This is a genomic window from Bradyrhizobium sp. CCGUVB14 (assembly GCF_024199935.1).
Lineage (GTDB): Bacteria > Pseudomonadota > Alphaproteobacteria > Rhizobiales > Xanthobacteraceae > Bradyrhizobium.
Map to the genome: position 1 here is coordinate 3,383,970 of NZ_JANADS010000001.1, position 12,173 is coordinate 3,396,142.

The 12,173-nt window shown below is 64.2% G+C and carries 9 protein-coding genes and 1 pseudogene; 7 read left to right on the plus strand and 3 right to left on the minus strand.

Annotated features, from left to right (window positions below; translation table 11 throughout):
- Positions 1-38 precede the first annotated feature (38 nt).
- Entirely contained in the window at positions 39-983 is a 945-nt protein-coding gene (locus NLM32_RS15700) for an AraC family transcriptional regulator (protein WP_254129853.1), read from the minus strand.
- A gap of 502 nt (positions 984-1,485) precedes the next feature.
- On the opposite strand from NLM32_RS15700, the gene NLM32_RS15705 reads away from it, so the two are divergent.
- Positions 1,486-2,415, plus strand: a complete 930-nt coding sequence (locus NLM32_RS15705) for an AraC family transcriptional regulator (protein ID WP_254129854.1) — start codon at positions 1,486-1,488, stop codon at positions 2,413-2,415.
- 24 nt (positions 2,416-2,439) lie between these two features.
- Here NLM32_RS15705 and NLM32_RS15710 read toward each other — a convergent pair whose 3' ends face one another.
- Entirely contained in the window at positions 2,440-3,183 is a 744-nt protein-coding gene (locus tag NLM32_RS15710; RefSeq protein WP_254135314.1) for an SDR family NAD(P)-dependent oxidoreductase, read from the minus strand.
- Positions 3,184-3,327: 144 nt separating this feature from the next.
- Between NLM32_RS15710 and NLM32_RS15715 the strand changes: the two genes are divergently transcribed.
- The 6 genes and pseudogenes from NLM32_RS15715 to NLM32_RS15735 all read left to right on the plus strand — a co-directional run bounded on the left by NLM32_RS15715 (position 3,328) and on the right by NLM32_RS15735 (position 10,833).
- Positions 3,328-4,098 carry a methyltransferase domain-containing protein gene (locus NLM32_RS15715; RefSeq protein WP_254129855.1) on the plus strand — a complete coding sequence of 257 codons (771 nt, stop codon included), beginning with the start codon at positions 3,328-3,330 and terminating at the stop codon, positions 4,096-4,098.
- A gap of 217 nt (positions 4,099-4,315) precedes the next feature.
- Positions 4,316-5,317, plus strand: coding sequence for a DctP family TRAP transporter solute-binding subunit (locus NLM32_RS15720; protein ID WP_254129856.1), 1,002 nt, complete (start codon positions 4,316-4,318; stop codon positions 5,315-5,317).
- Between the two features lie 260 nt (positions 5,318-5,577).
- Positions 5,578-5,922, plus strand: a pseudogene (locus tag NLM32_RS46105) (TRAP transporter small permease); the annotation flags it as partial.
- Between the two features lie 240 nt (positions 5,923-6,162).
- Positions 6,163-7,446, plus strand: coding sequence for a TRAP transporter large permease subunit (locus NLM32_RS46110; RefSeq protein ID WP_309144883.1), 1,284 nt, complete (start codon positions 6,163-6,165; stop codon positions 7,444-7,446).
- Positions 7,447-7,625: 179 nt separating this feature from the next.
- Entirely contained in the window at positions 7,626-8,774 is a 1,149-nt protein-coding gene (locus tag NLM32_RS15730) for a GGDEF domain-containing protein (RefSeq protein WP_254129857.1), read from the plus strand.
- 127 nt (positions 8,775-8,901) lie between these two features.
- Positions 8,902-10,833 carry an alkyl/aryl-sulfatase gene (locus NLM32_RS15735; RefSeq protein WP_254129858.1) on the plus strand — a complete coding sequence of 644 codons (1,932 nt, stop codon included), beginning with the start codon at positions 8,902-8,904 and terminating at the stop codon, positions 10,831-10,833.
- Between the two features lie 173 nt (positions 10,834-11,006).
- On the opposite strand, the gene NLM32_RS15740 is transcribed toward NLM32_RS15735, so the two are convergent.
- Positions 11,007-12,077: a glycosyltransferase family 4 protein gene (locus NLM32_RS15740; RefSeq protein WP_254129859.1), complete on the minus strand. Its 1,071-nt coding sequence runs from the start codon at positions 12,075-12,077 to the stop codon at positions 11,007-11,009.
- Between the last annotated feature and the right edge of the window lie 96 nt (positions 12,078-12,173).

The following is a 12,173-nucleotide window of genomic DNA, read 5'->3' on the forward strand; positions in this document are numbered from 1 at the left end:
GCCCCAGCGCGATTGACGCGATTGCAGCGCTATTGCTGCTAACGCGCGCGCCGCCGCCAATCGCGCGGCGATTCCCCGGTGAGCTTTCGAAACGCGGCGGCAAAGGCGGTCTGCGAGGAATAGCCGAGCGTGGCCGCGACCGAGACGACGGATGCGTCGGTGTCGCGCAGCATGTTCATGGCCTGCTCGAGCCGGTGCTGCCGCAGCCAGGCATGCGGTGAAAGCCCGGTGCTGTCCTTGAATGCGCGGCAGAAGTGAAAGCGCGACAGGCCGGCTTCGGCCGCAAGTGCCGCGAGCGAGACGTCGGCATCGCTGTCCGAGCGCAGCCGCTCGATCGCGCGCAGCAGCGTCTTCGGCGCCAGGCCACCCCTTGTCGGTGCGATCGCGTTCGGCGTGCCGCTGTGCGCCGCGAGAAGGCGTGTCGCCAGCAAATCCATCAGCTGCTGCCTGAATAGCGTGTCCAGCGCCTCATTACCTTCCAGGACATCCGCCGCGCTCAGCAGCAATCGCGACGTCACGGGATCGGGATGCGCGGTACGTTCCAGCAGATCGGCCGGCGCGGCGGCTTCGTCCGCGACACGCTGCAGCGTGGCCTGCGGAAGATAGAGCTGAACGACGTCGACGGGCTTTGGAATGTCCCACCGTGAGCTCGATCCTTCCGGAATGATGATCACGGCGCCGGGGCGAAAGGTCCCGATCGCGACGGATCGTCCGGACCGCCGCTCCATGCGCTGGACCGCGCCGTTGTAGGCCATGATGACATGATGGTTCATGGGTTCGACGACGTCGTGCAGCGGCTCGTGCTTCCAGTGCGCGATCCCGGCGCCGGAGGAATCCAGTGCCATGCGAAACGGCACCGTTCCGAGCACGCGCGCCATCTCCACATCGGCAGCGGGCCGGTCGCCGGCCGGCGCTGCGTCGCGCTGGGCCGGAGAGGCGGCGGGGATTTCGTTGGGAGACTCGCGCAAGACAACCTTGCTCATGGACTTTCGCTCGTGTGGGGGTGCGTCGCTGGGGGCGCGACGTCGTGATCATGGCGCCAGCCGCCGCATGGCGGGGCGGAACGGGCCGGTCTGGTGATCCCTGCGCAACGGTTGAACCGAGGGTTCGAAGGCGATCCGCCGCAGTTCCGTCACCGTTGATTTGCGGGTTTTAGGCGGCGCGAGAATCCGCGTCTTTCCTGAAACTGCCCTGCGTTGCCTGATCCTGCTCCGCGGACGCCGCATGCGTGCAGCCCGCGTGCGTTTGTGAAAAGTCGTGATGTCCTGTTTCGGTTCGATGACACCCGCGCGTCGTCAGGGTGTTCACTGGATCGCATTGAAATAATTGCTTAATTTTGATGTGGGCCGATCGGGGGCGAAGCTACGCGCCCGCCGGGTGCGACGTCGTCGGTCGTGGACAGCAAGGGGTGGATGGCCGATATACCGGTCTCGAACTGGCGGGTTGCTGTGGCCTGCTCTCGGACCATCACAGAAGAGACAGACGATGACCAGGACAGGCGCTTACGGTGAACGGCTCGGCGAATTCCTCCGCCTAGAGCAAGCGCCGCCCACGCTGGTGACCCGCTCGTTGCGCAGCACCGAGATCGCGGTTACCGAAACCCGCAACGACAATCCCGTGCCCGGTCTTTCCGGTTCGTTTGCCGCGGAAGATGCCTATCTCGTCGGCCTGAAGCTGCGCGACTATCCGGAGTGCGAGATCTGGGAGCAGGGCCGTCACTTCAAGAAGACGGATGTTCACGCCGGCACGACCTATATCTACGATCTCAAGGCCGACCCGCGTTACGTGATCGACAAGCCGCTTCACTCGCTGCATTTCTACGTGCCGCGTTCGGCGCTCGACGGCCTTGCCGATCAATCGGGGGCGCGGCGCATCGATACGCTCGACTGCAGCCTTGTCGGGCACGACGATGCCATCGTCCGCCATATCGGCGCGTCCTTGCGCCAGGCACTGCGCCGGCCGGATGAGGCCAACCAGATCTTCATCGATCACATGATGATGGGGCTGACCGCCCACGTCGCGCAGGCCTATGGAGGCTTTCGACACAAGGCCGAAACCATCCGCGGTGCGCTTGCGCCATGGCAGCTGGCGCGCGCCTGCGACAAGCTCGAAGCGGATCTCGGCGGCAAGCTGCCGTTACAGGCCATCGCCGCCGAACTCGGCCTCTCGGTCAGCCATTTCTCGCGCGCGTTTCGCGCGTCGACCGGCCTGCCGCCGTATCGCTGGCTGCTGCATCACCGCGTGCGAACCGCCAAGAGCTTGATGAGCGTGCGCGGCCTGTCGCTGTCCGACGTTGCGATTTCGGCCGGCTTCGCCAACCAGAGCCACTTCACGCGGGTGTTCTCCGCGATAACAGGCGTCAGCCCGGGCGCGTGGCGGCGCGATGCGTTGGGAACAGCAAGCCGCGTGGGGTGAGCGTACTTTGGTCGGGCCTGCGCGCTAGAACTGATATCGCCGCAATCCGCCATCGACCGGGATCACCGTTCCCGTGATATAGCGCGCCACGGGTGAGGCCAGAAACACCGCGAGTGCCGCGAGATCTTCCGGCTCGCCCCAATAGCCGACAGGAATCTCTTCCTCGGCAAAACGCTCGCGATAATCCGGCGGATAGTTGCGGCGGATCTGCTCGCTCATGATGCGGCCGGGCGGGATGCAGTTGATGGTGATGCCGTGCTCGCCGATCTCGCGCGACAGGCCCTTGGCCCAGGCGTGCACGGCGGCCTTTGCCGCGAAGGCGGCGTTGAGGCCTTCCGGCTCGGACTTGCCGGTGATGTTGACGATGCGGCCCCATTTGCGTTCGATCATCTGCGGCAACAGCGCGTGCGCGATGCGGCGGTAGCTGGTGAAATTCAGCGCGATCGCCTCGTCCCATTTGCTGTCGGGCGCATCGACGGGCAGGGGGCGGCTGCCGCCGGCATTGTTGATGAGGATGTCGACATGGCCGAGTTCTTTCAGCGCGAACGCGGCGATCTTTTCGGCTGCGTCCTTGGCCATCACGTCCTGCTCAAGCGGCGTAATCAACCCGCCGCCGACCTCCTTCACCAGCTCGGCCAGCAGGTCGGTGCGGCGCGCGACGCCGACCACGCGCACGCCTTCGGCGGCCAGGCCCTTGGCGATGGCGCGGCCGATGCCGATGCTTGCTCCGGTGACGACAGCGGTTTTCGATTTCAGCCCGAGGTCCATGGTCACACGCTCTCTTGATTGCTTCTTTGGTTTTTGGTGTTCGTTTTCCGCCCTGTCCCGGGTGCGGCGATTTGCCCGACCGGGACGAGCAGTGGTAACCAAGGCCGACACCGAAGGAAACACGAAAAAGAAAAGGCGTGAGTGATGGTCTGGGATCCGCAGCAATATCTGAAATTCTCCGGCCACCGGCTCCGGCCCGCAGTGGACCTGTTGATGCGGATTCCCGATGTCGCCCCGCGCACGGTCGCGGATCTCGGCGCCGGCGCCGGCAATGTCACGAAGCTGATCAAGGAACGCTGGCCCACCGCCGCGGTGACCGGCGTCGAAGGCTCGGCCGAGATGGTTGCCGCCGGGCGCAAAGCCGCGCCGGACGTGGAATGGTCGCATGAGGACCTCGGCCATTGGCGCCCGGCCAAGCAATATGACGTCGTCTATTCCAATGCCGCACTGCACTGGTTGCCCAATCATGCGGCACTCTTCCCCTCGGTGATGGAGAAGGTCGCGCCCGGCGGCATGCTTGCGGTGCAGATGCCGCGCAACTTCCTGGCGCCGTCGCATGTGCTGATCGGCGAGACCGCCCTGAACGGGCCGTGGCGGTCCAAGGTCGAGCACCTCGTCACGCCGCCGCCGGTCGAGGGGCCGGCCTTCTATCACGACGTCCTCGCGCCGCTGTCACAGAATATCGACATCTGGGAGACCGAATATCTCCAGGTCCTCGAGGGCGAGAATCCCGTGAAGGAATGGACCAAGGGCACCTGGCTGACGCGCTATCTCGACGTGCTCGCGGGCGACGAGAAGGCCGCGTTCGAAGCGGCCTATGGCGAGCGAGTCGCCAAGGCCTATCCCAAGAATGCGGCGGGCCAGACGCTGTTTCCGTTCCGGCGGCTGTTCATGGTTGCCCAGCGCAAGGGTTAATGCTCTTCGGCGATGCGACATAAGCGCTCGCTTCGCGGGGCCGGAGCGGGCGCCGGGTTGCGCATGCGACGGCCGCCAAGATAGCTTCCCTGCGGCATAGCTTCGCTGCGGCAAATTGGGCTTAGGTCTAGTTGTTCGGGGTTGGGATTGCTGCCACTACTGAAACCGTAAAACAAAAAAGAACCCGGTTTCCGAGGTTGTTGGGGAGGTCCTTCTCATGCGCAAACTGCTCTTCGCGGTCGCTGCGGCCGCGTTTGCTTTGGCCCCGGCTATTGCTCAAGCCCAGAGCCCGATCGTCATCAAGTTCAGTCACGTCGTCGCCAACGACACCCCGAAGGGCAAGGGCGCGCTGAAGTTCAAGGAGCTTGCCGAGAAGTACACCGACGGCAAGGTCAAGATCGAAGTCTATCCGAACTCCTCGCTCTACAAGGACAAGGAGGAGATCGAGGCGCTGCAGCTCGGCTCGGTGCAGATGCTCGCGCCCTCGACCGCGAAGTTCGCGCCGCTCGGCATCAAGGAATTCGAGGCGCTCGACCTGCCCTGGCTGTTCAAGGACGACGCGACCTATTCGGCGGCGATGAAGGGCACCGTCGGCAAATGGCTGTTCCAGAAACTCGAGGCAAAAGGCATCACCGGTCTCGCCTACTGGGACAATGGTTTCCACATGGTGTCGTCGAATCGTCCGCTGATGAAGCCGGAGGATTTCAAGGGCCTGAAGTTCCGCATCTCCGGCTCCAAGATCGCTGACCAGTATTTCCGCCTGATGGGTTCGATCCCGCAGATCATGGCGTTCTCGGAAGTCTACCAGGCGCTGCAGACCGGCGTGGTCGACGGCTGCGAGAACACCGCATCGAACTATCTGACGCAGAAATTCTACGAGGTGCAGAAGGACATCACCGTGTCCTATCACGCGCATCTGCAATACGCCGTCATCGTCAATTCGAAATTCTGGTCCGGCCTGCCGCCTGACATTCGCGCTCAGCTCGACAAGGCGATGGCGGAAGCGACCGAATACACCAACCAGATCGCGCATCAGGAAAACGAGGACGCGCTGGCCGAGATCAAGAAGGCGGGCAAGACCACGCTGCATTATCTGACCGACGCCGATCGCAAGGCATGGCAGGAAGCGATGCGGCCGACTTACACCTGGGCCAAAGGCCGGGTCGGGCAGGAAGTGCTCGACCTCGTCGCCAAGGAACTCGACGTCAAGATGAACTGACGCGGTTTCCGGGAGAATAATACCAACGGTCGGGAGTGTGCGCACTCCCGACCGTTTCGCATCGATAGGGGGGCTTTGATTTGCTTCGCGTGCTGAACCAGGGGCTCAACCATCTCGAAGAATGGTTGATCGCGACGCTCATTGCGGCTGCAACCGGACTGATCTTCATCGCCGTCGTGCACCGTTACGGTGCGGGCGAATCGATCGTGTTCTCGCGATGGGCCGCCGCGCACGGCATGACCTGGCTGGCATCGGCATCGATGGCCGTGTTCACCTTCCTGTCCGAGCTCGACCTGTCCTGGGCGCAGGAACTCTGCATCTACATGTTCATCTGGATGGCGAAGTTCGGCGCGGCCTATGGCGTGCGCACCGGCATCCATGTCGGCGTCGACCTGCTCGTCAACCGCCTGCCCGAGCATTCGCGCAAGCATGTCATCCTGTTCTCGCTGCTGTGCGGCGCGCTGTTCACCGGCATGATCGCCGCCTTCGGCGCCTCCTTCGTGCGCGAGATGTTCCACACCGGGCAGCAATCCAACGATCTGGAAGCGCCGATGTGGTTCGTCTATCTGGCGATCCCGCTCGGCTCCGGCCTGATGTGCTTCCGCTTCCTCCAGGTGTCCTGGTCCTACTACTGGACCGGCGAGTTGCCGCATCATGACGAGACCCATGTCGAGGGCGTCGAAGCCGATGGCTCGCCGGCGCTGCATCCGCAGCCCGCCGGTGCGGCAACAAGGGCTGCTGCGCGAAAAGTCTCGCCGCTCGGCGTGATCCTGATCATGGCGCCGATCCTGATCTTCATGCTCTGCCTCGGCGAGAAGACCGGCTTCATCGTGCTGCCGCACTGGATGCGCGCGGCGACCGTATTCGCCTTGCTGATCGCGCTGATGCTGACCGGCATTCCGGTCTCGATCGCGCTCGGCCTCACCGTGATGACGTTCCTGTTCACGCTGACCGCGGTGCCGATCGAAGCCGTCTCGATGAAGCTCTTCACGGGCATCGAGGGTTTCGAGATCATGGCGATCCCGTTCTTCATCCTCGCCGGAAATTTCCTCACCCATGGCGGCGTGGCGCGGCGCATGATCAATTTTGCGACCTCGCTGATCGGGCACTGGCACGGCGGCCTCGGTCTTGCCGGCATCGTCGCCTGCGCGATGTTCGCGCTGGTGTGCGGCTCGAGCGTGGCGACGGTCGCGGCGATCGGCGCCATCGTGCTGCCCGAGATGGTCCGGCACGGCTATCCGATGCGCTTCGGCGCCGGCATCATCACGGTCGCCGGCTCGCTCGGCATCCTGATGCTGCCGTCGATCCCGAAGATCGTCTATGCGGTCTCGACCAACACCTCGATCGGCGCGCTGTTCGTCGCCGGTCTGTTGCCGGGCATCCTGCTGACGACGATGCTCTGCATCGTCACCTGGTGGCTCGCGCGCAAGCGTGATTATCCGCGGCTGCCGAAGGCGACCTGGGGCGAGACCCTCCACGCTTTCCGCGAGAGCATCTGGGGATTGATGCTGGTCGTCATCATCATCGGCGGCATCTATAGCGGCCTGTTCACCGCCACCGAAGCCGCCGCGATGGCCGCGGTCTATTCCTTCATCATCGCCGTGTTCGTCTACAAGGCGATCAAGATGGTCGACGTGCCGCGCGTGCTGCTGCGTGCCGCCAACACCAGCGCGATGCTGCTCTACATCGTCACCAACGCGGTGCTGTTCTCCTTCGTGCTCTCCAACGAGAACCTGCCGGCGACGCTCGCCGACTGGATCGCGGCGCAGAATCTCGGCTGGGTCGGCTTCCTGCTCGTCGTCAACGTGCTGCTGCTGCTCGCCGGCAATTTCATGGAGCCGAACTCGATCATCCTGATCATGGCGCCGATCCTGGCGCCGGCCGCGAAGAAGCTCGGCATCGACCTCGTTCATTTCGGCATCGTCATGGACGTCAACATGGAGGTCGGCCTCTGCCATCCGCCTGTCGGCTTGAACCTCTACGTGGCCTCGATGATAGCCCGAATGCGCATCACCGATCTCGCCGGCGCGGTGATGCCGTGGCTGCTCACCATGCTCGGCTTCCTCGTCATCGTGACCTATTGGCCCGATCTGACGCTGTGGCTGCCGCGGGTGCTGGGCATGCACTGAGCTTGATCCGGAAAAGTGTGAAGCGGTTTTCCGAAAGGATCATGCTCGAACAATAAGCAGGGCCGGCGCGCGACATGGCTAACGCGCGGTAAACCTGCGCGCTCTAATGCTATCGGTGCGCTGGGAACCGATCTTTACGGGTCTGCGGTAGAAACATGCCCGCGAGGATCGGTGCTGGCATGTTGTTCAACAGAATGGAATCCGGACGGGCGTCGATTTCCGACGCCGTCTATGTGGAAGTCATCACGGGCCTGCACGGCACGACGATGCCCAACATTCTCGCGGCCGCCTGCCTGGCGATGGTGGGCGCCATCACGACCTACGAGACCGGCGACCTGGTGACGGCGGCCCTGACGGTCGCCGGCATCGTGGTGGCCATTGTCCGCCTGTTCGAGATTTTCGCATTCCGTCGCCGCCTCGCCCGTGCGCCGCAGCTCGGTCGGGCCGAGGGCGCGCGCTGGGAGCGGCGCTATGTGGCCGGTACCGTCGTGACGGCCCTGATCCTCGGCCTGTTTGCCGCGCGCAGCATCGTGCTGGGCGATGCGCTCTGCTGCGTGATGGCGATCGGCATCGGCTTCGGTTTTGGCGCCGGTGTGGTGGCGCGGCTGGCGCTGCGCCCGGTCGCGGCGCTGCTCGATCTGATCGCGATCGCCGCGCCCGCCGCGATCGTCACCTTCATGCAGCCTGATCTGCGCCATGTCGGGCTCGGGCTCCTGATCCTGATGTATGTGGTCGCGAGCTTCGAGATGGTGCGGCTGAGCTTCAACGCCTCGATCAACCAGATCACGCTGAAGCGTCAGTTCGAGCAGCTGTCGCGCGTCGATCCGATGACTGGTGTAGCCAATCGTTCGGCGCTGGCGACGGACCTGCCCGCCATGCTCGCGGTCGGGGCGATTGCGGTCCATACGCTCGATCTCGACCGCTTCAAGGAAGCGAACGACCGCTTCGGTCATCCCGTCGGCGACGCGCTGTTGAAGCAGGTCGCCGGACGGCTTGGCGCGATCGCCGCGACCGACGACCTCGTGGTGCGGATGGGCGGCGACGAATTCGTCCTGGTTCAACGCACCGCGCGTGATGCGGAAGCGATGGCAGAGCGTATCGTTCAGTCGATCAGCGCGCCTTATGACGTCGATGGACAGGCCATCGAGCTCGGCGTGAGCGTTGGCGTGGCCGTCGCGCCGGACGATGGCCGAACCGCGGAGGCGCTGCTGTCGCGCTCCGACAGGGCGCTCTACCGGGCCAAGCAGGATCGCGGCGGCTATGTGCTGGCGCGGGAATTGCGGATGGCGGATCCGACTGTGCCTGCCGCCGAAGGGCTCGCCGCGTAGACGGCGCACCCTCTCCCCCAAGGGGACAAGGAAGAGTGCACCTTCCTTGCCGCTGCACAGACTCCTGCCGATGGCAATCGACCGCGAGATGCGGTTAGATGCCGCGCATCAGGCCGGGAGGACAAAAATGACCGAGATTTCCAGCAATGAGCCGAAGGACGCAACGCCGTCCGTCATTGCGCAGCAATCGGCGATGCTGAATGCGCTGCCGTTTTCCGACACACGGGATTTCGACGACGCTGCGCGCGGCTTTCTCGGCACGATCGACAACGCGAAGATTACAAACCCGCAGGGGCGGACGGTCTGGAGCCTCGAGCCCTATGGCTTTCTGTCCGCCGAGCAGGCGCCGCCGACGGTCAACCCGAGCCTGTGGCGGCAGTCGCGGCTCAATATGCAGCACGGCCTGTTCGAGGTCGTGCCGGGCGTCTACCAGGTGCGCGGGCTCGACATCGCCAACATGACGCTCATCGAGGGCGACAGCGGCGTCATCGTGGTGGATACCCTGACCTCGATCGAAGGCGCGCGCGCCGCGCTCGATCTCTACTACAAGCACCGCGGCCTGAAGCCGGTCGCGGCCATCATTTTCACCCACACCCATACCGACCACTGGGGTGGCGCGCGCGGTGTGCTGGAAGAGGATGCGCTGGCGACAGGGCGCGTGCCGATCATCGCGCCGAACCTGTTCATGGAGCACGCCGTCTCCGAGAACATCATCGCGGGACCGGCGATGCTGCGGCGGGCGCAATACCAGTTCGGGCCGTTCCTCGCCAAGGGCGTGCGCGGGCAGGTCGATTGCGGCCTCGGCAAGACCATGGCAGCGGGGGCGGTGGCGCTGCTGCGGCCGACCGACCTGATCATGGCGACCGGCGACAAGCGCGTCATCGACGGCGTCGAATTCGAATTCCAGATGGCGCCGAACAGCGAAGCGCCGGCGGAGATGCACTTCTTCCTCCCGCGCTACAAGCTCTTGAACCTCGCCGAGAACTGCACGCACAATTTCCACAATCTGCTGCCGTTCCGCGGCGCCGACGTGCGCGATGCGCTGGCGTGGTCGAAATATCTCAACGAGGCGCTGCAGTTGTGGGGCGGCAGGGCCGAAGCGATGTGCGGCCAGCATCACTGGCCGGTGTGGGGACGCGAGCGCATCGACACCATGATCCGCGAGCAGCGCGACCTCTACAAATTCGCGCATGACCAGACCATCCGGCTGATGAACCACGGGCTGAATGCGGCCGAGATCGCCGAGGCGATCCAGCTGCCGAAAAGTCTCGAAGGCGCCTGGCACGGCCGCGGCTATTACGGCCATATCCGCCATAACGTGAAGGCGATCTACCAGAAATATCTCGGCTGGTACGACGCCAACCCGGTCAATCTCGATCCGCTGCCGCCCGTGGAGTCGGGCAAGAAATATGTCGAGTACATGGGTGGCGCCGACGCGATCCTGACGCGCGCTGCTGCGGATTTTGACAAGGGCGAATTCCGCTTCGTGGCGCAGGCGCTCGGCCATCTCGTCTTCGCCGAGCCGGACAATCCGGCTGCGCGCGTATTGCTGGCCGATACGCTGGAGCAGCTCGGTTATGCCGCCGAGAGCTCGACCTGGCGCAACGCCTATCTGTTCGGTGCCCAGGAATTGCGGCAGGGCATGCCGAAGACGCCGCCGCGCGCACCGATGCCGCGCGAGACGCTGGCCGCGCTGCGCACCTCACAGCTGTGGGACGTGCTCGGCATCCGCCTCAACGGCCCGAAGGCGGAGGGCAAGCATATCGTGCTGAACTGGAATTTCTCGGATACCGGCGAGACCTTCGTGCTCAATCTCGAAAACTGCGCGCTGACCTATACGGAAGGCGTGCAGGCCGACAACGCCGATGCCAGCTTCACGCTGGCGCGGGCCACGCTGGATGAGGTGATCGCGAAGCTGACGAGCTTTCCGGAAGCAGTCGCGGCCGGCAAGGTCAAGCTGTCGGGCAACCCGATGAAGCTCGCCGAGCTGATGGGATTGATGGATGAATTCCCGCGGATGTTCGAGATCGTGGAGCCGAAGCGGGCGGTGGTGGGGTAGCGATCTGTCACAACAATCTCGGTGTCGTCCCGGCGCAGGCCGGGACCCATAACCCCAGAGAGAAGTTTGGCGCGAGACTGGTCACTCCGAGTCTTCGCCAAACCGTTGCTGCGGCGTATGGGTCCCGGATCTGCGCTTCGCTTGTCCGGGACGACACTGTTGGTGGGAGTTACTTACTCCGCGCTGCTCACCAGCTTGATCCGCGGCGCAGTGGCCTCGGTCAGGCTGCGATAGGCGGCGAGATAGTCGAGTGCCATGCGCCGCGCCGTGAAGCGCTTCTCGAACTGCTTGCGGATGGCGGTGCGGTCGAGCTGCGCCAGGCGGTTGACGACGCCGGCGGCGCTGAGGATGTCCTCGACCACGAAGCCGGTGAGGCCCTCGTCGATGATCTCCGGCACCGAGCCTCGGTTGAAAGCGACCACCGGCGTGCCGCAGGCCATGGCCTCGATCATGACGAGGCCGAACGGTTCCGGCCAGTCGATCGGCAGCAGCAGGCCGAGCGCGCCGCTGAGGAAATCGGACTTCTCGTGATCGCTGATCTCGCCGATGAAATCCACCAGCGGGTTGTTGACGATCATCGGCTTGATCAGCTCGTCGTAATAGTCCTGATCGGCGCGATCGACCTTGGCCGCGATCTTCAGCGGGATACCGCAATGCATCGCGATCTTGATGGCGCGATCGACGCCCTTCTCCGGCGCGATGCGGCCGAGCACGGCGAGATATTCCTGCTTCGCCGGCTTCGGCGTCAGCAGGGTCTCCGGCAGGCCGTGGTGGATCGTCGTCACCCAGTTCGCCTGCGGCACCGGCCGGCGCTGAGCGTTCGAGATCGAGATGACAGGCATTTTGGAGAATGTGTTGAAGACAGGCTGATGCTCCGGCAGATCGAGCCGGCCATGCAGCGTGGTGACGAAAGGCGTCGGCTGCCGGTGGAACAGCGACCACGGATAATAGTCGAGATGGAAGTGGAGGAAGTCGAACTCCTCGTCGTCACATTTTTGCCGCACGCGTTCCAGGAGCACCATGTGCAGGGCATTGGGATCGCGCACGGAACCGTCGAGGCGAAGCGCCCGCGGCCATAATGCGTCCAGCTTCGCCGACGTCTGCGAGTCGCCGCTGGCGAACAGCGTGACGTCGTGACCAAGGGCAACCAACTCTTCCGTCAACCAATGCACCACCCGCTCGGTGCCGCCATACAGCTTGGGTGGAACAGCCTCCGTCAACGGAGCTACCTGCGCGATGCGCATCTCACCATCTCCTTTGTGCGATCATGGAAGTTTAAGCCCCTACCGAGTTCGGCACCGGCATGCCGGGGAGGGAACGTTCTCGCATTTGCGAAGTTC

Coding starts and splice junctions, on each gene's coding strand:
- NLM32_RS15700 (WP_254129853.1), bottom strand. CDS start 983: ATGAGCAAGGTTGTCTTGCGCGAGTCTCCCAACGAAATCCCCGCCGCC.
- NLM32_RS15705 (WP_254129854.1), top strand. CDS start 1,486: ATGACCAGGACAGGCGCTTACGGTGAACGGCTCGGCGAATTCCTCCGC.
- NLM32_RS15710 (WP_254135314.1), bottom strand. CDS start 3,183: ATGGACCTCGGGCTGAAATCGAAAACCGCTGTCGTCACCGGAGCAAGC.
- NLM32_RS15715 (WP_254129855.1), top strand. CDS start 3,328: ATGGTCTGGGATCCGCAGCAATATCTGAAATTCTCCGGCCACCGGCTC.
- NLM32_RS15720 (WP_254129856.1), top strand. CDS start 4,316: ATGCGCAAACTGCTCTTCGCGGTCGCTGCGGCCGCGTTTGCTTTGGCC.
- NLM32_RS46110 (WP_309144883.1), top strand. CDS start 6,163: ATGCGCGCGGCGACCGTATTCGCCTTGCTGATCGCGCTGATGCTGACC.
- NLM32_RS15730 (WP_254129857.1), top strand. CDS start 7,626: ATGTTGTTCAACAGAATGGAATCCGGACGGGCGTCGATTTCCGACGCC.
- NLM32_RS15735 (WP_254129858.1), top strand. CDS start 8,902: ATGACCGAGATTTCCAGCAATGAGCCGAAGGACGCAACGCCGTCCGTC.
- NLM32_RS15740 (WP_254129859.1), bottom strand. CDS start 12,077: ATGCGCATCGCGCAGGTAGCTCCGTTGACGGAGGCTGTTCCACCCAAG.